This is a genomic window from Streptococcus sp. Marseille-Q3604, from assembly GCF_916619785.1.
Classification (GTDB): Bacteria; Bacillota; Bacilli; order Lactobacillales; family Streptococcaceae; genus Streptococcus.
Map to the genome: position 1 here is coordinate 551779 of NZ_CAKAKM010000002.1, position 21461 is coordinate 573239.

The window sequence follows — 21461 nt, forward strand, 5'->3', positions numbered from 1 at the left end:
AAGGAAACAGACATGTTCAGAATGAAAAAACGCTCCTATCGTGTTTTTGAAGGATTACGAGTAGCAACTCTAGTTAGTTATATAGGAGGCTTCATTGATGCCTATACTTACAATACTCAAGACGGTCGATTTGCAAGTATCCAGACAGGCAATCTCCTCTATTTGGTCATTCACCTTGTTGAGGGGCATATTGCAAGAGCTTTTAGCTATGTAATACCTATCTTTTTCTTTGTTTTAGGTCAGTTTTTTGTTTTTTTTGTTAAGAAGTGGCTCATTAACCATAAGTGGGGATGGCATTTGCAAGCGATTAGACTTGCCCTTCTCTTGATGACTATTCTTGCAATTATTACACCATACGTTGATTCTACTATTACGATTGCAGGCTTGGCATTCTTCGCCTCTCTTCAAGTAGGTATTTTTAAGCGAGTCAGAGGTGTAAATTATGCTTCCTTTATGATGACTGGTAATATTACTAATACTTCTTTAACCATTGCTAGGGCTATTGACGAGGGTGATGCCAAAGCGCTTAAACAAGCTTCTTATACAACTATTATCATCTTTACATTCATGGTAGGAGTCGCAGCCTCAACTTGGTTTGCTCAATATTTACATGAATACAGCCTATATACGACTTTGCTTCCCTTGTTTGTTTTAAATTATTTCTTATTTATCGAGGCAAAAGAAAAACGCAACTAGAGATTCTAGAATGCGTTTTTTTATCTGATCCCAGCAGGATTCGAACCTGCGACCGTTCGCTTAGAAGGCGAATGCTCTATCCAGCTGAGCTATGGGACCAATAACTCTATTAGTTTACAAAATATATAGCAACATGTCAATACTTTGTAAAAGCAAGATAAAAACTAACGTAAAATTCGAATAAATTTAGCAAAATTTAATATTTTTTTTGAAAAAAAGTATAGACAAAATCGAATACTCTGATATAATAATAAGAGTATTAACGAGATAAAAATCTCAGAACTTGGTCCGTTGGTCAAGGGGTTAAGACACCGCCTTTTCACGGCGGTAACACGGGTTCGAATCCCGTACGGACTATTTTTGCTACTTAGCAGTTTTATCCGCCATAGCTCAGTTGGTAGTAGCGCATGACTGTTAATCATGATGTCGTAGGTTCGAGTCCTACTGGCGGAGTGATAAGACACCTCAAGTTGTATAGCTTGAGTTTTTTTGTACCCAAAGTTAAATAGGTCTGGAACACTTGTTCCAGACCTATTTAATTTAAGATAATCAGCTTTTTTGAATAATAGTTGTTTTTCTGATGAAGTAAGCGTAGCAACAAAATATGATACTTGCCAATAGACTAATCAATGAACCTGTCTTAAGTCCATAGGGAATAAAGGTTAGAACAACTTTTCCTTTTCCACTAGGGACATCGACTTTCATGAACCCCTTTTGGGCTCGTTGAATCTTAACTTTTTTATGATTTATGGTCGCTGTCCATCCCTTATCATATGGAATGGTAAAGAATAGTGAGGCATTCGTTTTACTGCTATAATCAACGAACACTTTATTTTTTGACGTAGTAACCTTGCTATCACGTTCATTAATAGTATCCATAGCTATCTGATAGTTTTGAGTATCAAGGGCATAAAAACTAGGATTATCAAAGGATATTGCTTTATTGCCAGGGAAACTAAGTTTGATGGTAACCATTGATTCTGTTTCAAAGTAGCCAAGGTCAAAGAAATCAAAGGTATTATCAGTAACTTGATTCTTTGTCATACCGTTTACAGTAATTGACAGAGAGTGGTTATTGTCATCAGACCAAGAAATATTAGGAATACTAACATAGAGTTGACTATGTGGTGGAGCAATAACTTGATAGGTGATTGTTACAAAATCTTTATTCGAGTTGCTAACGTTTTTAGCCACGCGCTGATTCAAAGATCTAGCATCCTTATCAAACAGTTGAGATGGAGCTCGTTTAAAATAGGTTAAGTTAAGTCCAGAGAGAGTATTCAGCAAGCTAGTTTGATTGTCAAGCGTATTGACAGTGAAGTCAATATTATTGTAAATGCCATCAGTTAAGATAGCAAGCTGACTTGCATTATTATTTTGATAAAGTCCTATTGTTTTCTCAGAAGTTACGTGATTAAAACCATACTTATTAAGGTCAAAGTTCGATAAATTATATTTTATTCCGAAGAGACTATCAGCGATAATGGTGTTATTTTGGTAACGTAGGTTTAAATTAGTCCCTTCAGATTTGAAGCCTAACCTATCGAGTGTTGAGCTTGAAGCAGTATTTCGAATGGATGAAAACTGAGAAATACCATTATAATTGAATTTCATACTGTCGTTACCAGTTTGAGCTTCTAACCTTTCAGTACGGTAAAAAGTCTTATTTGCTTGCTTAGTTTTTGAAACTAGTTTTGTAATGGCAGACATATTTCGCAGATAGCCTTCACGAGTTGGGAATACCCACTCATTTCCAAGAGCTCCAACAACATAGTAAGTACTTAATGTAAGCTCAAAAATGCAGAATAAGAAGGTGAAACAGCGAAAAACACTCCCAGGAATTTGCTGTCTAAAATAGCTAGTAAATAGAATAGCATAGGCTAGGAGAAATGCTAGACTTAATAGCCAGGAGACTGGTTCAATGAAGCTATAGTGAGATTGAAAGATCCAAGTTAGTAAGTAAGCGGTACTCAATCCTAAGAAAGATAGGAGGAGCCTTTTAAAAGAAAACTTTCTAATTCGATTGAGTGTTTCTCCTGCTAAAAGAACAGTTAGGAGAGATAGGAGCCAAGAATAGCGATGGAGAAACATGTTAGGCGCGTGCATACCTTGCCAAAACAAATCAAGAGGCTGTAAGTAGAAGCTAGCGATAAAGAAAGCTACTAATAAGAGGTAACCTAGACGTAATGATAGCTTGATTTCCCTACTAATAAAGAAAAGTAGAAAAAGAATCAAAGGTAAGATTCCCACATAAATCATAGGGATTGATCCGAATTTAGTAGTATCGTAAACTCCAACGAGGTTTTTCGCAAAGAAGTCAAAATAATAGGTAGACTCTGTCAACAAACTTGACGCACCTGTAAATTTTTCACCATGTGTTGTCAAGTCAAGTAGCGTTGGCAGCAGCATGACAGCACTACTTAAACCAGCTAGTATAGAGACAATTCCAAAGTCTATGAAATGAAGAATCTTACTCTTCCACCCCTTGATAGTTATCAATTGTACTATGGTGTAAAGGGTTAGGAAAATAGCCATCATATATCCAAAATAGTAGTTTTGGATAAAAAGGCAGGTTAGACTAAAAAAGTATAAGCCCCGTCTATTGAATCTTAGTAAGAGGTGTAAACCTAATATGATTAGAGGTGCTAGAATAAAGGCATCTAGCCAGGTGTTAATTTCTAACTGACTGGTAGCAAAGCTCATCAAAGCAAATCCTGTAGAAAGACATAGGATGAAACTTCTTGACACTTTTGTAAAGAGACGCTTAAAGCTAAAAGCTCCTGAGAGCCCAATAAGACCAAACTTAAGCAGTGTTATATAATAAAAAGCATCGGCCATTTGGTTGACAGTAAAGAAATAGTAAAGTGGAGACAAGAAGGAACCTAAGTAATAGCTTGTTAGAGCATAGAAATTAAGACCTAGCCCACTTGTAAAGGTGTAAAAGAGGCTTCCATCTCCATGAAGTATATTCCTAAGTCCAGTTGCAAAAATCACATACTGATGAAAACCATCACTTGTTAAAATAGTCCGCTCACTACCAGGATAGATTTTTTGGCTATACAGCACACCTATCATGATTAGTACTGGCAAGAAAAAGGCAGCCAGATAAAATAATAAAGTCGTATGGTATTTTTTATTTGTCATAATGATACTAAGACAGGTTGGGATATCCCAACCTGCATCTTTTTATAGTTTAATCAGCCCATAGTGCTTTGACTTTAGCTTGCACTTCTTCATTTTCAAGGAATTCATCATAAGTTTCATCAATACGGTCAATAACCCCATTTTTAGAAACGACTACGATGTGGTTCGCTATTGTTTGGATAAATTCATGGTCATGACTGGCAAAGATAACAGACTCTTTGAAGTCACGGACGCCATCATTCAGACTTGAGATTGATTCCAAATCCAAGTGATTAGTAGGATCATCTAGAAGAAGGACGTTAGATTTCAAAAGCATGAGCTTAGAAAGCATGACACGTACCTTTTCTCCCCCTGAGAGAACACTAACAGATTTATTAACCTCATCTCCTGAGAAGAGCATACGTCCAAGGAATCCACGCAAGAAGGTATCATCATCTTCCCCTTTTTCGGCAAATTGACGGAGCCATTCGAGAATTGATTCACCGGATGCAAAGTCTTTAGAATTATCTTTTGGAAGGTAAGAGCGGCTAGTAGTAACACCCCATTTGATTGTACCTTCGTAGTCAATATCATCGGCAAGAGCACGAATCAATGCAGTTGTTTGAATATCGTTTTGACCGATGATGGCAGTCTTATCTCCTGGTCGTAAGATGAAACTAATGTTATCAAGAATAGTCTCACCATCCATCTTAACAGTGAGATTTTCAACTGTTAGAAGGTCATTACCGATTTCACGCTCTGCTTTAAAATTGATGAATGGGTATTTACGACTTGATGGGACGATTTCTTCTAGTTCAATTTTATCAAGCATTTTCTTACGAGAAGTAGCTTGTTTAGATTTTGAAGCGTTGGCAGAGAAACGTGCAACGAATTCTTGAAGTTCTTTGATTTTTTCTTCTGCTTTTGCATTACGGTCAGCCTGCAAGCGTGCAGCCAATTCTGAAGATTGTTTCCAGAAGTCATAGTTACCGACATAGAGTTTGATTTTACCAAAGTCAAGGTCGGCCATATGCGTACATACCTTATTCAAGAAATGACGGTCATGGGATACGACAATGACCGTATTTTCAAAATCAATCAAGAAATCTTCAAGCCAAGAGATTGACTGGATATCAAGACCGTTGGTAGGTTCGTCAAGAAGAAGTACATCAGGTTTACCAAAAAGCGCTTTTGCAAGGAGGACTTTCACCTTGTCACCATTAGCTAATTCGCTCATATTTTGATAGTGAAGGTCTTCTGAGATATTTAGGTTCTGAAGCAATTGTGAGGCTTCGCTTTCAGCTTCCCAACCACCCAATTCAGCAAAGAGTCCTTCTAATTCAGCAGCACGGACACCATCTTCATCTGAAAAATCTTCCTTCATGTAGATGGCATCTTTTTCTTTCATAATATCGTAGAGGCGTTCATTCCCCATGATAACAACATCAATGACGCGTTCATCTTCATAGTCAAAGTGGTTCTGACGAAGAACAGAAAGACGCTCATCAGGACCAAGAGAGATATGTCCTGTTGTTGGTTCGATATCACCAGCTAAAATTTTCAAAAAAGTAGATTTACCAGCACCATTGGCACCGATAAGACCGTAAGTATTACCTGGCGTGAAGGCAATATTAACATCATCAAAAAGTTTACGATCGCTAAAACGAAGCGATACATCCGATACAGTAAGCATATAATATCCTTTATTTTTATTCTTAACTACTATTTTACGAGAAATTAGACTTTATTTCAATCGATTTTATAAGGGATTAATAAAGTCATTTGGAACTTTTTGGTAATCTTTTTGGAGGCTAAATCCACGTCCCATAACTGTAGAAGCAGGAACAATGACGATAAAGGCAGTTTCATCTATTTTTTGGATTTCTTCTTGAACTTTTGGAACCTCATGAGTTGACAAGGTAGTCATAATCATATTTTGTGCATGTCCGGTATGTCCCCCCAGAACTGGGATTTTTGTTGCTCCTCGATCAGCCACTCTAGTGATGTATTTTAGGATTTGTTCACTATTTTGCGAAATGATTAGAAGATTTCGTGATGAATTGAGTCCGACCATCATTTTATCAATTGTAAGAGAAACAACTCCAAGTGAGAGGATGGAGTACATAACAGTATCAGGTGGAAAGGCAATAGCACTGATTGCGACAATGATTCCATCAACAATAAGTAGTACCATTCCTAGTGGGAGTGGCGTATACTTGTGGAGAATTTGTGTGATAATTCCAGTTCCCCCAGTTGAGGAATTTCCATAAAAGACTATTCCTAGTCCTAACCCTAATACAATCCCACCAAAAATAGCAGCCAACAAAGGTTGTTTGGTGAGTGTAGGTAAGCCCTCGGTTAATTTAATAAAAGTTGGGAAGATAAGAGACCCATAGAAGGTTTTTAGGAGAACTTCGCGACCAAGAAAGCACCAACATAAAATTAACAAAGGGATGGTGGTTGCTAAGACGAAGTTAGCATTGTTCCAACCAAAAAGGGCATTTAAACTAATGGCTAGCCCTCCGACACCACCCGAGGCAATATTATTCTTAACTAAAAGTGAGTTATAGCCAACCGCAGCAATAAAAGAACCGATTGTAACTAAAAGTATATCTATTATTCGACGTTTCATATATTATCTCCTAGAAATGATATTCTTATTATCAAGTCTTTTTAAGTTTCCGTCAAGTATTGACTATTTTGGTTGTATCTAAGGTTGTGTTTCACGTGAAACTAGAAACATAATCTTGACAAGAATAGATAAAACAATGTAGAATAATAGTCATCAGAAGAGTAATTCTTTCCTTTTTTATAGAGAGCTGGTGGTTGCTGAAAACCAGTATGAAGGTGGAATGAATGGGCTGAAGAGAATTGACGGTTAACGTGAACACATAAACGTTAGGTTTGGCACCCCTTATCGTGCAACTTCTTTGTTGAGAAGGTTTGAGATGATAGCTTCAGAAAGAGTTATCAACTGAGGTGGTACCGCGTATCAAAAGTGATTAACGCCCTCACGCATGTTTTTGCGTGGGGATTTTTTTTTGTATTAGAGAGGTAATTATATGACGAAACCTATTATTTTGACGGGAGACCGTCCAACAGGGAAACTTCATCTAGGACACTATGTTGGTAGTTTAAAAAATCGTGTCCTTTTACAAAACGAAGATAAATATAACATGTTTGTCTTTTTGGCTGATCAGCAAGCCCTTACGGATCACGCCAAAGAGTCAGAGATTATCAAAGAATCAATTGGGAATGTTGCTTTAGATTATCTCTCTGTAGGTTTGGATCCAACGAAGTCGACTATTTTCATTCAAAGTCAGATTCCTGAGTTGGCTGAGTTGACTATGTATTACATGAACCTAGTTTCATTGGCACGTTTAGAGCGTAACCCGACAGTTAAGACGGAAATTGCTCAAAAAGGCTTCGGAGAATCTATTCCAACAGGCTTTCTAGTTTATCCAATTTCTCAGGCAGCTGATATCACGGCCTTTAAAGCAAATTATGTTCCTGTAGGTAATGACCAAAAGCCAATGATTGAGCAGACACGTGAAATTGCACGTAGCTTCAATCATACTTATCATTGTGATATTTTGGTTGAGCCAGAGGGAATCTACCCTAAAAATGAAGCTGCAGGACGCCTTCCAGGTCTAGACGGAAATGCTAAGATGTCAAAATCCTTGGGTAATGGTATCTTCCTTTCAGATGATGAGGACACTGTTCGTAAAAAAGTCATGAGCATGTATACGGATCCAAATCACATTCGTGTGGAAGATCCAGGCCAAATTGAAGGTAATATGGTTTTCCATTATCTTGATATCTTTGGTCGCGAAGAGGATGCTACTACAATTGCTGAAATGAAAGAACATTATCAACGAGGTGGTTTAGGAGATGTGAAGACAAAACGTTATCTTCTAGAAATCTTAGAACGTGAGCTGGCTCCAATTCGTGAACGTCGTTTAGAATATGCCAAGGATATGGGAGAAGTTTTCCGTATGCTTGAAAAAGGTAGTCAAGCAGCGCGTGAAGTTGCTGGACAAACATTGGCGGAAGTAAAAGAAGCGATGGGAATTAAGTATTTCTAAGAAATAAAAAGTAGGGACTCAAGATAATCTGGAGCCCTATTTTTATTTGGAAAAAGGTTTTCTTAGAATCTTATGCGAAATCTGTTGACAAATCATTTTAGCATGATATGATATTAACAATTAAAAAATAGGCTGGGGTTTTTGTACCTCAAAACTTTGAGAAAAGAGGACGATTATAATGTCAAATTGGGACACTAAATTCTTGAAAAAAGGTTACACTTTTGATGACGTATTGCTTATTCCTGCGGAAAGTCATGTTCTACCAAACAACGTCAACTTGAAGACGAAATTGGCTAAAAATTTGACATTAAATATCCCAATTATCACTGCAGCCATGGATACGGTCACAGATAGTAAGATGGCTATCTCAATTGCTCGTGCAGGTGGTTTGGGTGTCATTCACAAAAACATGTCTATTGCGGAACAAGCTGAAGAAGTTCGAAAAGTAAAGCGCTCTGAAAATGGTGTCATCATTGATCCATTCTTCCTAACGCCTGAAAATAAAGTTGCTGAAGCTGAAGAGTTGATGCAACGTTACCGTATCTCAGGGGTTCCGATTGTTGAGACACTTGAAAATCGTAAATTGGTTGGTATTATCACAAACCGTGATATGCGTTTTATCTCTAATTACGATACTCCAATTTCAGAACACATGACTTCTGAGAAATTGGTCACTGCTCCAGTTGAGACAGATCTTGAAACGGCTGAAAGTATTCTTCATGAGCATCGTATTGAAAAGCTACCTCTAGTTGATGAAGAAGGTCGTTTGTCAGGACTTATTACTATTAAGGATATCGAAAAAGTTATCGAGTTTCCTAATGCAGCTAAGGATGAGTTCGGTCGTCTTTTGGTAGCAGGTGCTGTAGGTGTTACTTCTGATACCTTTGAACGTGCAGAAGCTCTTTTTGAAGCAGGCGCAGATGCTATTGTCATTGATACTGCACATGGTCATTCAGCAGGTGTTCTTCGTAAAATTGCTGAAATTCGTGCCCACTTCCCAGACCGTACTTTGATTGCAGGAAATATCGCAACAGCTGAAGGTGCGCGTGCACTTTATGAAGCAGGTGTCGATGTTGTTAAAGTAGGTATCGGACCAGGTTCTATTTGTACAACACGTGTGGTTGCGGGTGTAGGTGTTCCTCAGGTCACTGCTATTTACGATGCAGCTAGTGTTGCGCGTGAATACGGAAAAACAATCATTGCTGATGGCGGTATCAAATACTCAGGTGATATTGTAAAAGCTCTTGCAGCAGGTGGTAATGCTGTAATGCTTGGTTCTATGTTTGCTGGTACTGATGAAGCACCAGGTGAAACTGAGATTTTCCAAGGTCGTAAATACAAATCTTACCGTGGTATGGGTTCAATTGCAGCGATGAAGAAGGGATCAAGCGATCGTTACTTCCAAGGTGCAGTTAATGAAGCGAATAAACTTGTTCCAGAAGGAATTGAAGGCCGTGTAGCTTATAAAGGTTCTGCTGCTGATATCGTGTTCCAATTGATTGGCGGTATTCGTGCAGGTATGGGTTATACAGGTGCAGAAGATATCCAGGCTTTACATGACAAAGCTCAGTTTGTTGAAATGTCAGGTGCAGGACTTATTGAAAGTCACCCTCACGATGTTCAAATTACAAACGAGGCACCTAACTACTCAGCTCATTAAAAAACATAAAAGTACTTACTTCAGGTAAGTACTTTTTCTTTACATTGGTTTTTATAGTAGGTTTACAATACGTTTACAAAAAGAAATGTTAACAAAGGGTTTGGGTGAGTTTTTATTTACACTTTTTTAACATCACTTGTCATATATGTAAATCACAGAAAACAGAAAAACAAGTCGCTTAATCGACTTGTTTTTCACAAATAATACCATTCTTGACTAAGAAGGTCTTTAAATCGGGTGGTAGGTTACTCAGATGATCAAGTGAAGTTGTCGTCATGAAGGTTTGAACCTCTTCGTCAATACTTTCTAACAGTTTGAGTTGACGGTGATTGTCAAGCTCACTCATGACATCATCGAGGAGAAGAATTGGAAATTCACCTGTTACTTTTTTTATCAGAGCAATCTCAGCCATTTTTAAAGAAAGAATGAGACTACGTTGTTGCCCCTGACTGCCGAAAGATGCCTTCATGTCATTAATGTAAAATGTCAAATCATCCCTATGTGGACCAACACCAGTGTTCTTTTTGAAGATATCCCTTTTGCGATTTTGCTTTAACGTGGTTAAAAATGATTCACGAATAACTTTGTTATTCCCGAATGGGATATTAGATTCGTAGGAGATTTTAAGGCGTTCTATCTGATTTGAGAGATTACTATGATGTCTATCTGCCTCTTCCTCTAATTGCTTGATAAATTCTAGTCTATGTTCGATAACGCGTGCTCCAAAATCGGAAAGCTGTTCATCTAACACGGAGAGAAAATTAATGTCTACATTGTCGGTAGATTTGAGATAGGCATTACGTTGCTTGAGTACATGATTATAACTTGATAGGTCTGAAAGGTAAACAGGCTTAATCTGTCCTAAATCAATATCTATAAATTTACGTCTTAGGCTTGGAGATCCCTTTACAAGTTGTAAATCCTCAGGAGCAAAGAGTACCACTGTCATGTGACCGATATAATCGGATAATTTAGCTTGTTTGAGGTGGTTGACCTTTGTTATGCGGCCTTTATTAGATAAACTGATTTCCAGAGGTAGCTTTCCACTATGACGATGCACGATGCCGTTCAGTTTGAGAGTATTTTGCTGAAATTGAATCAGTTCCTTATCTGAACGGGTCCGATGACTACGTGTCAATGCTAGAAAATAGATGGCCTCAAGAATATTTGTTTTTCCTTGAGCATTGCGACCAAGAAAAATATTGAGATGAGGTGAGAAGCTCACAGAGGCTTCAGTATAATTTCTAAAGTGTTGAATATCAATATTTTCGAGCCACATAGTTAGGTTCCTGGGAAACGAACGGGTTTTCGTTTAGTTTTATTGCCTTCTTTTGACGGATGTGCCTTTTGTTTCTTTTTATTATCCTGATTCATTTTTTTTACAATGGCAGCAACACGTGCTTTTTCAGCGACTTCTTTTTGATGCTCTTCAATTTCATTTGTTGTAGGAGCTACAATCGTTATTTCAAGTTTCTCAGACGGAATGGTAATAACATCTCCATAACGAAGTTTTTTTCCACGACGTTTTTCATCTTCACCATTGAATAAAACGGTATTGTTAGCTAAAAAACCTTTAATAGCTCCTCCACTATGAATGATACTTAATTCTTTTAAAAGTGCCTGCAGTGTGATGTATTCATCAAATAATTTATATTCCATAGTACCTCAACTTTCTCTTGAGATAAGATAGCATAAAAATGGTATAATTGGAAGCATAAACTTTTTAGAGGTTATCAATGAAAATTGCTGATGGTGTCTATGTACACTTCATTCCAACACAAAAATATAAAACTAATCGTATTGTTTTTCGAATGACAGGTTCTTTGAATAAACAAACAATTGCTAAACGAGCTCTGGTTTCACAAATGTTGGCTACAGCCAATCAGACGTATCCAACAGTACAGTCTTTTAAAGAGAGATTAGCTTCTCTTTATGGGACACAGTTGTCAACTAGAGTGTTAACTAAAGGGTTGACACATAGTGTTGACATAGAGTTGACATACCTGAAGGATGCCTTTATCCCTACGAATAATGGATTATTTTGGGAAGTTCTAGGATTTTTGAAAGAGTGTCTTTACAAGCCACTGTCAAGAGTAGCTCGATACCAAAATAGAGTATTTGATATAGAGAAACAAAATTTAAAGACCTACCTTGATGTTGACACAGAGAATAATTACTATTACAGTGAAGTTAAGGGAAGAGAGCTTTATTTTGTAAATGAGGGCTTGAAAGTTCCCAAATATGGTCAAGCAGAACTTGTTGAAGCCGAGACTTCGTTTACAGCTTATCAAGAATTTCAAAGTATGTTGACAAGAGATCGTATTGATATCTTTATGGTTGGAGAATTTGATGATTATCAAGTACTCCAAGGTTTACATCGTTTTCCTTTGGAGGGACGTCAAGTTGATTTACAGTTTAGCTATAGTCAACCTTATGTCAATGTGGTGAAAGAAAAGATAGAACCTAGACAGAGTAGTCAATCTATTTTACAATTAGGGTACCAATTTTCATGTCAATATGGAGATAAAGATTACTTTGCTTTAATTGTATTCAATGCCATGTTTGGTGAATTTGCCCACTCTGCTTTATTTACAACGCTTCGAGAAAAGGAAGGATTGGCTTATTCAATTAGTAGTCAATTTGATGTCTTTACAGGTTTACTAGAAGTTTACGCTGGAATTGAAAAATCTAATAGAAATCAGGCTATGCGAGGAATTAGTAGAGAATTGAATTACATTAAATTAGGACGTTTTTCAAGTTCTCTCCTGAATCAAACCAAAAAAATCATACGAATGAATGCCCTACTCTCTGAAGATCATGCCTTAACATTGGTGGAACAACGTTTTAATAAGGTGATTTTTGGTGATAAAAGTCTTTCATTAGAGAATTGGTTAGATGAGATTGAGAAGGTTGCTAAAAAAGATGTTTGCCGTGTAGCGCGTCAAGTTAAGCTACAGAGTTTGTTCTTTTTAGAAGGAGTGTCTTAGAATGGCTGCTTTGAAGAAACGTTATTATCAAAAAATTGATGAAGAAGTTTATTCAGCAATTTTAGATAATGGTATGTCTTTATCAATTATTAAGAAAAAAGGATTTTTAGAAAAAGCCGCCTTTCTGTCAACGAATTTTGGGGCGCTAGATAATCACTTTTATATTGATGGTGAGTTACAATCTTACCCTGAAGGTATTGCTCATTTTCTGGAACACAAGCTATTTGAGGATGAGCAGGGAAGGGATGTGACATTGGATTTTGTCAAGCTTGGAGCTGATGTCAATGCTTTTACAACCTTGGATAAGACAACATATTATTTCTCTACCCTTGACCACTTTGAGAAGTCTTTAGAAGTTTTATTAAAGTTTACTTCAAAGTTTACAAGTTCCGAAGATGCTGTCAACCATGAAAAAAGAATTATTGAACAAGAAATAAATATGTATGAGGATGATCCTGATTATAGAGTATATCTGGGTTGTTTACAAAGTTTGTATCCCAATACTATATTAGGGAAAGACATTGCTGGAAGTGTTGATAGCATTGAAAAAATTACTGTAAAGGATTTGAAAGATAACTTTGACTGCTTTTACAGACCAGCAAACTGTCATCTCGTCTTGGTAGGTGATTTTGATGTTGAAGATATTTACACTTTTGTCAAGGAAAAACAAAGTGAGTTTACACTGCCTGAGAGAATGGTTGAAAAAGAAAAGAACCCTATTGAGTCAGATATCCAAAAATTAGATAGTCTTCAAATGGAGATTTTCATCTCAAAGCTAGCCATTGGTTTTAAGAGTGTTCCTTTTACTGATAATCGTATGAGAGAAAACATACTGGTACAGTTAATGTTTAATTTACTGTTTGGCTGGACGTCTCCTTATTATCAAAATTGGTATGCTGAAGGAAAAATAGACGAGTCTGTGTCAATTGAATACGAGGTATCTAATCGATATTCATTTGTCATTATGACTATGGACACTGCAGAACCTATCCGTATGTCAAGCTTAATTCGTCAAGTGATGACGTCGGCAGATAAAAAAAGACTGTTGACGGATGAGGCATTGGATTTGCAAAAGAAAGCTTTGTATGGTGAATTTTTACGTAGTCTAGACAATATCCAGAATTTAGGAAGTCAGTATTTAGCTTATTTTGAGAATGATAAAACATACTTTGATTTTGGTCAGGAACTGATGAGCATTACTTCCAAGGATTTGAAGGATTTTTTGAATCACTATCTCTCAAATATAGAGATTACCGATTTTGTTGTCTTCCCTAAATAAGTGATTATTTGCTATAATAGAGACACGAAAACAAAGAAGAATATTAGAAAGGGGAAAAATGAAGTTACACTCTCTAGGTGAGCAATTACGTGCAGCACGTATAAAGAAAGAATTAAGTTTATATGATGTAGAAAAAATTTCTGGAGTCGAAGCTCAGTTTCTTCTGGCTATGGAAATGGATCAACTTAAAGCTTTGCCAGAGGACATTCAGCAAGAAGCGCTTGAAAAGTATGCCACTTCGGTTGGTTTAGATGGAAAGCGTCTGTTTGAGGAGCAAAGACAGAACGAGCAAAAACTAAAAAAAGAAAAGAAAACAGTTGAACGTAAGGAAGAAAGCTTAGCTACCAAAGCTCCTATGTCACGCTTTTTAAAGCATAAACGTGAAGAAAAAAGAAAGTCTAACTATCTACCTTTACTAATTCTTAGTGCGGTTTCGTTACTTATCATTTGTTCAGTAGGTTATATTATTATTAGACATCTTTCTAATCAACCTCAGGTGATAAAACCGAATACTATCTCTACAGTTAATCATCTATCAACGGCTAGTAAGGCTAAATCGTCACGAAGCATTTCTGAGGTTACCGTTTCAGGGGCAAATGTAACAACGACAACTCAAGGAAATCAACTAATGGTTGATTTCTCCAATGTAAATTCTTCAGTAGTTTTAGATGTGGAGTTATCAAAAGATAGTGATGACACATGGTTTTCAGTAGATAACTCAGATACTTCAGAGAGTTACCTCCTTTCAAAAACGAAAAATTCAAAATACTCTTTAGATTTTTCTGATAAAATGAAACCAACTCAAATTATTATTGCTCAATCTTCAAAAGTAACTCTAAAGGTAAATGGGGAGTCACTTGATTTATCGCAATTAGATAAAAATACACCTAGCTACCTAACATTAAGAATCCAATAGAATCGAGAAGAAATGTTTAAAAAAGAAAATTTACCTAACTTATTGACACTTGCTAGAATTATTTTGATTCCTATCTTTTTATTGATGACATCACTTGCGTCAAGTAATATCATGCATATTGCTGCGGCGGTTGTCTTTGCTATTGCCAGTATTACAGATTATTTAGATGGCTATTTGGCACGAAAATGGCATGTTGTTACTAATTTCGGGAAATTTGCAGATCCATTGGCAGATAAGATGCTAGTGATGTCAGCATTTATTATGTTAGTCGGTATTGATCAAGCGCCAGCCTGGGTGGTTTCAGTTATTATCTGTCGTGAGCTTGCAGTCACAGGTCTTCGTCTTTTATTAGTGGAAAACGGTGGTACAGTTCTCGCTGCAGCTATGCCTGGTAAGATTAAGACAGTGACTCAGATGTTATCTATCATTCTATTATTGTGTCATTTGCATTTTATTGGAACAATTATGCTTTATATCGCTTTGTTCTTTACAATTTACTCAGGCTATGATTATTTCAAAGGTGCAGGTTTCTTATTTAAGGATACTTTCAAGTAGTACGATAAACAAATGATTGAAATAAAAAATTTAAAGTTTAAATATCATCAAGATCAACCATCCTATATTCTTGATGATGTATCGTTTCACGTGAAACGTGGGGAGTGGCTATCCATTGTAGGGCATAATGGTTCTGGAAAATCCACGACAGCACGTCTTATTGATGGACTATTAGTGGCAGAGTCTGGGCAGATTATCGTTGATGGTCAAGAATTAACAGAAGAGAATGTCTGGGATATTCGTGATAAGATTGGCATGGTCTTTCAAAATCCAGATAATCAATTTGTTGGGGCAACTGTTGAAGACGATGTTGCTTTTGGTCTTGAAAATAAAGGCGTTCCCTATGAAGAAATGGCTTCAAGGGTTCAAGAGGCTCTGGAATTTGTAGGAATGTCAGAATTTAAGGATAGAGAGCCAGCTAGATTATCTGGAGGTCAAAAACAACGTGTGGCTATCGCAGGTATTGTAGCTATGAGACCATCAATTTTGATTTTGGATGAGGCAACTAGCATGCTGGACCCAGAAGGTCGCCAGGAATTGATTCAATCTATTAAAGCTATTCGTAAAGAATACGGAATGACTGTTTTATCAATTACTCATGATCTCGATGAGGTCGCTTTGAGTGACCGTGTTTTGGTTTTGAAAAAAGGTAAAGTGGAGTCTGTCTCAAGTCCTCGTGAACTATTTAGTAGAGGCACAGAGTTGGTTGACTTAGGTTTGGATATCCCTTTTAGTGCATTATTAACTCAAAAGCTAAGAAATAAAGGTCTGATAGAGTGTGAAGACTATCTGACAGAAAAGGAATTGGTAGAACAATTATGGGAATCTCTCTCGAAAATGTAAGTTATATCTATCAAGCGGGTACTCCTTTTGAGGGGCGTGCCCTTTTTGAATTGACAACGACGATAAAAGATGGTTCATATACAGCCTTTATTGGACATACAGGAAGTGGTAAATCTACTATTATGCAGCTCTTGAATGGCCTCTATATACCAACTAGTGGTCAGGTTCAAGTTGATGATACTATCATAACCAGTCAATCAAAGAACAAGGACATAAAACCAATTCGTAAGAAAGTAGGTTTAGTTTTTCAATTTCCAGAAAGTCAGTTATTTGCAGAGACTGTTTTAGAGGATGTTGCCTTTGGACCTCAAAATTTCGGAGTTTCTAAGGAAGAAGCAGAACAACGTGCTATTAAAAGTCTAAAATTAGTTGGACTCCCGGAAGAATTTCATGGACAGAATCCTTTTGATTTATCAGGAGGGCAAATGCGACGTGTTGCCATTGCAGGGATTCTAGCTATGCAACCAGATATTCTAGTGCTGGATGAACCGACTGCCGGTCTAGACCCACAGGGACGGAAGGAATTGATGTCTCTCTTTAAGGAGTTACATCTTTCTGGAATGACGATTGTTTTAGTTACTCACTTGATGGATGATGTTGCCGATTATGCAACAGCTGTGAATGTTATGGAAAAAGGGCAACTAGTGTTGACGGGAGCTCCTAAAGATGTTTTTCAAAAGGTTACTTTTCTTAAAGAAAAGCAATTAGGTGTTCCTAAAATCACAGAGTTTGCACTACAGTTACAAGAAAAAGGTTATCGATTTGAAACTCTCCCTATTACAATCGAGGAATTCGTAGAGGTGGTGTCGCATGGATAAGTTAATTATTGGACGTTATATTGTTGGGAACTCTTTTATACACCGATTAGACCCTAGAAGTAAATTATTAGCCATGCTGATTTATATTGTTATTATCTTTTGGGCTAATAATCCCTTAACTTATGCTGTAATAACTTTATTTACACTTTTCTTGGTTTTCTTGTCTAAAATAAAACTTGGTTTCTTTTTAGGTGGAATTAAACCGATGATTTGGATTATTTTATTTTCTACCCTATTTCAAGTTTTCTTCAATACAAAAGGGAGTGTACTTTGGTCTATCGGCTTTTTTAAGATTACAGAAGTCGGTTTAAATCAAGGTTGGATGATATTCCTTAGATTTATCCTCATTATTAGTTTTTCCACCCTACTTACTCTAACGACAACACCTTTAAGTTTATCTGATGCAGTTGAATCACTTTTGAAACCTCTTACTGTTTTCAAAGTGCCAGCACATGAAATTGGTTTAATGCTATCTTTGAGTCTACGTTTTGTACCAACTTTGATGGATGATACAACTCGTATTATGAATGCTCAAAAGGCGCGTGGTGTTGACTTTGGTGAAGGAAATATTATTCAAAAGGTACGCTCAATAATACCTATTTTAATACCTTTGTTTGCATCAAGCTTTAAACGAGCAGATGCTCTGGCGATTGCTATGGAGGCACGAGGCTATCAAGGTGGTGAAGGGCGAACAAAATATCGTCGACTTTCATGGAATGGTCGAGATACCTTATCAATTATTGCTATTTTAGCTTTAGGATTAATGCTTTTTTATCTTAAGAGTTAATTTGTTGAGATAAATAAAAACTAGGTCTTAAGACCTAGAAGTTTTAGATGGACGCCTACGTAGGTGTTCTTTTTTCGTCTAATCCCAACCTACTTGTAATATTTTTAATATCCCTAACAAGGGGATGTTATATTTCCAAGGTATCATAGATACATGGTTATAGTTCTTCAGCTTAATCTGGATTGAAAAATCCCTATATAGAATAAGCCCGTTGATTTACCTATTAGTCATAAACAATAAAATAACTTAATATCTTTGACTAATATGAATTGGACTATAAATAGATAAAGGAGCATCATCATGCAAAAAAAGAATACATCTAACACTAAAAAATTAGGTCTTTTTGGACTTGTTACAGTAGCAACACTTGGAGCAACAGCCTTAGCTAATGCAGAAACTTACACAGTTCAAAAAGGCGATACCCTTTCAGCTATTGCTAAGAAGAATGGTACGACTGTAGATGAAATCGTTTCAAAAAACGGTATTCAAGATGCCAATAAGATTTCTATTGGTCAAAACTTAACAATTAATGAAACTACTGAAGAAACTACAGAACCTTCAGTTACAACAGAAGCAACAGAAGCAACTGCTGAATCAACACAATCAACAGAGTCTACACAAAGTGAAGATACTCAAGCAACCAATACAAATCTTTCTTCTTCAGAGGCAGCTGCTAAAGAAGAAATTGCACAACGTGAGTCAAGCGGTAGCTATACAGCTCAAAATGGGCAATATTATGGACGTTATCAATTAGCATCATCATATTTGAATGGAGACTTGTCTCCTGAAAATCAAGAGAAAGTAGCAGATAATTATGTAGCAAGCCGTTATGGTTCATGGACTGCAGCTCTTGCTTTCTGGAATGCTAATGGTTGGTACTAAATCATTATTACTGACTTATGAGGAAAACTAGTAAAACCTCATACAAATAAGGGAAAAATGCCAGATTTTTGGCATTTTTTTATTAAATTGATAAATCATTGTAACATTAGACATAATACAAATAATCGGCAGTAATATTACTAGGTTATGATGAATGTAACTAGAATTAACTAGGAGGGATTTATGTTAAAAAAAAGTTATAAGGGACGCCGTATTAAATTTGTAGCGAAGAAATCATTGGCGGTACCAGTAGCAATTGTAACAAGTTTTATTGTCATTTTGGCAGTATCACTGTCTACACTAATTAATAAAGGGTTGGTTAATGCATTTTCAGATTCTGTTACTCCAGCGCCTTCAACAGCATCAACAACATCAGAATCGACAGCAGATTTAGTAAAATCAACAGAAATTAGCTCAAGTAAAGATAATAAGGCTAATAAAGAAAAGGTTGAAGAAAGTAAGCCTCAGTCAGAAACAACAGGAGAAGCGGTAGAAGCAGCTGAAAAGTCTCAGTCAGATACTGCTACTACAAGCACTGCTACAACGAGTACTGATACTACGTCGACTCAAAATACTGGGACAGCTCCTTCGGTTGCTGCAAGTGGTAGTGGGTCAGTTGTTCTCTCAAATGGTAACACTGCAGGAGAAGTTGGTTCTTATGCAGCGGCACAGATGGCAGCTGCTACTGGTGTTCCTCAGTCCACTTGGGAGTCAATTATTGCGCGTGAGTCAAATGGTGACCATACTGCAGCAAATGGTTCAGGTGCATCAGGTCTTTTTCAGACAATGCCTGGATGGGGCTCTACTGCAACGGTTGAGGATCAAATTCAATCAGCCTTGAATGCCTATAACGCACAAGGTTTGTCAGCTTGGAATTACTAATATTAATAGAAGTTGGGAGCATACTCTCAGCTTTTTAATTTGGATGTGGGTAATATGTTTTATAGAGCTTTTTGTTATTATTAGGTAGGGTATGGCCTTTTTGTTATAATAGGAATGAAAGGTATAGCAATGAAACAAATTTTTAAATCAAGAGAAAAGTTGTGGGTTTCTCTTATTATTATAGCTTTTGCTGTGTTATTGGTTACGCCACAACTATTTACAAAAAAAGTCATTTTAGGTTCAGATTCCATCTTTCACTATAACAGATTCTATGAAGCTGCTATGCAACTAAAAAATGGTAACCTTTCTTACTTTTTATCTTTATATGGATTTCAACAGTCAGGCCGCATTGTCAATGCTCTTTACGGTCCTTTTTTTGCTTATTTACAAGGAGGGCTTATTTTAATAAGTGGCACTTGGTTTCGTTATCAGATTGTGTCAAGGGTATTACTTCATATACTGGCTGAGTCCTCAATGTATGCCTTGCTCAAGCAGTGTAAAGTTAAGACAACAATTGCCTTGTCACTAGGTTTACTTTATGCGACAACATTCTCTATCCAATACTGGACGATGCGTCAGGGGTTCTCTAGTTGGGGAGCAGCTTTACTACCTTTTTGTTTTATTCCAGCGATTCACTATGTCTTTTATCAAAAAGTAGAACCAATTAGACTGGCCTTATCAATGGCATTGATTTTTCAAATTCACGTACTTAGTGCTTTGATGCTAGTGATGATGTATCTTCCTTTTTATCTTTACACTTTTGTAAAGGCTCCTATCGCTAAGAAAAAGGAAACCTTCGTGCAAGTCGTTATAGCAGTCATTCTGTTCCTCTTACTGACTGTCAATATCTGGTTAGTACTCCTATATTTGAGAGGGACTAATCACCTTTTAGATCCATTTATAAATAGAGAAATAGGTAAGAATGGGATAGATGGAACGGCAAGATACTGGCTATATACCCCAATTTCCTTAATGGTGTTACTCATTTTACAGTTTATTTACGCTGTTTTGAATTGGAAGAAATTTGCTAAATGGAAAAAAATACTGCATTTTATTTATTTTATCTTTTTCTTCTTATCGACAGGTCTTTTTCCATGGCAGTATCTAGTAGAAAATGGAAATACATTTGCTGAATTGATTCAATTTCCATTTAGATTTTTTGTTCCTGCGACTATTTTACTTTTAGCAATTACAGGGTTAACGGTCACGCGATTTGTAAACTGGCGAAAAAGTATTGCTGTTTTACTCTTTGCCTTTGCGGGCGTTGGTCTTATTCAGAATATGATGGATACTACCGATCGTGTAAAAACTGCGGCACAAGATGGTGAACTTATTTCCATTGTTAAACATACTTACGTTGAAGGAGATTACCAGACGATAAGTCTTACCATGAATGACAGTGACTTGTCACAGTTTTTAAATTTAGTTGTCAAACCCACACCAGATTACGTACCGATTTATGGGAAAATAGGTGAGCAGAATACTTACGATCTTTATTATAAAAATATCGTTACGAATCAGAAGGCAGAAAAGCTAGTAGAAGATGGTTATCTTGTATTAACTTGGCCAGCTGCTGAAGGGGAGGAACTGAATCTACCGATAGTTGTTTATAAAGATTCCATCTTGACACTAAATGGTAAAGAACTAGACAAGGATGACTATAGTTTGTCAACGATTGGTACACCGACCGTTTCATCACAAAAAGGACAGAATAAACTTGTGTTAAGTTATCAGGAGCCAGGATGGCTATTTGTAGCGTTAGTGATTCCAATAATAGTTCTGGGAGTAATAGGTTTACAGTGGCTTTACACAAAAATAAGTATAAAAAAGGTTGCCTAGTGGTAACCTTTTTGCATTATTCCTTAATCATGATATAATTAGGCTTGCGTGCTTTTACGCTTCAAAATCGACCTTCAAATCGATATTTGAATAACTAGACCCTTCAAGT

General features: G+C 36.7%; 18 protein-coding genes, 3 tRNA genes and 1 other annotated feature. Of the genes, 15 read left to right on the forward strand and 6 right to left on the reverse strand.

The features are described from left to right. Positions 1-12: 12 nt before the first annotated feature. On the forward strand, positions 13-696 hold the full coding sequence (locus LG375_RS07115; RefSeq protein ID WP_002892206.1) for a YoaK family protein: 684 nt from the start codon (positions 13-15) through the stop codon (positions 694-696). Between the two features lie 25 nt (positions 697-721). Here the strand turns inward: LG375_RS07115 and LG375_RS07120 are convergent. Continuing rightward, positions 722-795: transfer RNA gene (locus LG375_RS07120), tRNA-Arg, on the reverse strand. 186 nt (positions 796-981) lie between these two features. Here LG375_RS07120 and LG375_RS07125 point away from each other — a divergent pair. Both LG375_RS07125 and LG375_RS07130 read left to right on the forward strand, forming a co-directional pair. Continuing rightward, positions 982-1053 (forward strand) — tRNA-Glu (locus tag LG375_RS07125). Between the two features lie 22 nt (positions 1054-1075). Then, positions 1076-1149 (forward strand) — tRNA-Asn (locus LG375_RS07130). A 96-nt stretch (positions 1150-1245) separates the two neighbouring features. Here the strand turns inward: LG375_RS07130 and LG375_RS07135 are convergent. From LG375_RS07135 to LG375_RS07145, 3 genes are all read right to left on the reverse strand, one after another. After that, positions 1246-3840 carry a YfhO family protein gene (locus LG375_RS07135; RefSeq protein ID WP_195435975.1) on the reverse strand — a complete coding sequence of 865 codons (2595 nt, stop codon included), beginning with the start codon at positions 3838-3840 and terminating at the stop codon, positions 1246-1248. Between the two features lie 49 nt (positions 3841-3889). Further along, a complete protein-coding gene (locus LG375_RS07140) occupies positions 3890-5512 on the reverse strand; it encodes an ABC-F family ATP-binding cassette domain-containing protein (RefSeq protein WP_037602413.1) in 1623 nt (540 codons plus the stop codon). Positions 5513-5578: 66 nt separating this feature from the next. Beyond that, complete coding sequence (locus tag LG375_RS07145) at positions 5579-6451, reverse strand: YitT family protein (RefSeq protein ID WP_225745549.1); 873 nt, start codon at positions 6449-6451, stop codon at positions 5579-5581. Positions 6452-6595: 144 nt separating this feature from the next. After that, positions 6596-6835 (forward strand) — a binding site (T-box leader). 46 nt (positions 6836-6881) lie between these two features. Here LG375_RS07145 and trpS point away from each other — a divergent pair. Continuing rightward, positions 6882-7904, forward strand: a complete 1023-nt coding sequence (trpS, locus tag LG375_RS07150; protein ID WP_037599375.1) for a tryptophan--tRNA ligase — start codon at positions 6882-6884, stop codon at positions 7902-7904. 178 nt (positions 7905-8082) lie between these two features. After that, positions 8083-9564 (forward strand): IMP dehydrogenase, encoded by a 1482-nt coding sequence (gene guaB, locus LG375_RS07155; RefSeq protein ID WP_021144763.1) that lies wholly within the window; start codon positions 8083-8085, stop codon positions 9562-9564. A gap of 178 nt (positions 9565-9742) precedes the next feature. On the opposite strand, the gene recF is transcribed toward guaB, so the two are convergent. Both recF and yaaA read right to left on the reverse strand, forming a co-directional pair. Continuing rightward, on the reverse strand, positions 9743-10843 hold the full coding sequence (recF, locus tag LG375_RS07160) for a DNA replication/repair protein RecF (protein ID WP_073686053.1): 1101 nt from the start codon (positions 10841-10843) through the stop codon (positions 9743-9745). Positions 10844-10845: 2 nt separating this feature from the next. Then, positions 10846-11223: a S4 domain-containing protein YaaA gene (yaaA, locus tag LG375_RS07165; RefSeq protein ID WP_037599372.1), complete on the reverse strand. Its 378-nt coding sequence runs from the start codon at positions 11221-11223 to the stop codon at positions 10846-10848. A gap of 77 nt (positions 11224-11300) precedes the next feature. On the opposite strand from yaaA, the gene yfmF reads away from it, so the two are divergent. The 10 genes from yfmF to LG375_RS07215 all read left to right on the forward strand — a co-directional run bounded on the left by yfmF (position 11301) and on the right by LG375_RS07215 (position 21352). Further along, a complete protein-coding gene (gene yfmF / locus LG375_RS07170) occupies positions 11301-12551 on the forward strand; it encodes an EF-P 5-aminopentanol modification-associated protein YfmF (protein WP_225745550.1) in 1251 nt (416 codons plus the stop codon). Between the two features lies 1 nt (position 12552). Continuing rightward, complete coding sequence (gene yfmH, locus LG375_RS07175) at positions 12553-13830, forward strand: EF-P 5-aminopentanol modification-associated protein YfmH (protein WP_073686051.1); 1278 nt, start codon at positions 12553-12555, stop codon at positions 13828-13830. Between the two features lie 58 nt (positions 13831-13888). Beyond that, a complete protein-coding gene (locus LG375_RS07180; RefSeq protein WP_073686050.1) occupies positions 13889-14746 on the forward strand; it encodes a helix-turn-helix domain-containing protein in 858 nt (285 codons plus the stop codon). A 12-nt stretch (positions 14747-14758) separates the two neighbouring features. After that, on the forward strand, positions 14759-15301 hold the full coding sequence (gene pgsA / locus LG375_RS07185) for a CDP-diacylglycerol--glycerol-3-phosphate 3-phosphatidyltransferase (protein ID WP_049545986.1): 543 nt from the start codon (positions 14759-14761) through the stop codon (positions 15299-15301). A 12-nt stretch (positions 15302-15313) separates the two neighbouring features. Beyond that, a complete protein-coding gene (locus tag LG375_RS07190) occupies positions 15314-16144 on the forward strand; it encodes an energy-coupling factor ABC transporter ATP-binding protein (RefSeq protein ID WP_002892176.1) in 831 nt (276 codons plus the stop codon). After that, positions 16120-16962, forward strand: a complete 843-nt coding sequence (locus LG375_RS07195; protein WP_225745551.1) for an energy-coupling factor transporter ATPase — start codon at positions 16120-16122, stop codon at positions 16960-16962. The genes LG375_RS07190 and LG375_RS07195 overlap by 25 nt, the downstream gene beginning before the upstream one ends. Then, positions 16955-17749 (forward strand): energy-coupling factor transporter transmembrane component T family protein, encoded by a 795-nt coding sequence (locus LG375_RS07200; RefSeq protein WP_225745552.1) that lies wholly within the window; start codon positions 16955-16957, stop codon positions 17747-17749. Before LG375_RS07195 ends, LG375_RS07200 begins: the two co-directional genes overlap by 8 nt. A 300-nt stretch (positions 17750-18049) precedes the next feature. Further along, positions 18050-18631, forward strand: a complete 582-nt coding sequence (locus tag LG375_RS07205) for a LysM peptidoglycan-binding domain-containing protein (RefSeq protein ID WP_145517036.1) — start codon at positions 18050-18052, stop codon at positions 18629-18631. 183 nt (positions 18632-18814) lie between these two features. Continuing rightward, positions 18815-19513: a transglycosylase SLT domain-containing protein gene (locus tag LG375_RS07210; protein ID WP_225745553.1), complete on the forward strand. Its 699-nt coding sequence runs from the start codon at positions 18815-18817 to the stop codon at positions 19511-19513. A 129-nt stretch (positions 19514-19642) separates the two neighbouring features. After that, on the forward strand, positions 19643-21352 hold the full coding sequence (locus tag LG375_RS07215; protein ID WP_225745554.1) for a hypothetical protein: 1710 nt from the start codon (positions 19643-19645) through the stop codon (positions 21350-21352). Positions 21353-21461: the final 109 nt, after the last annotated feature.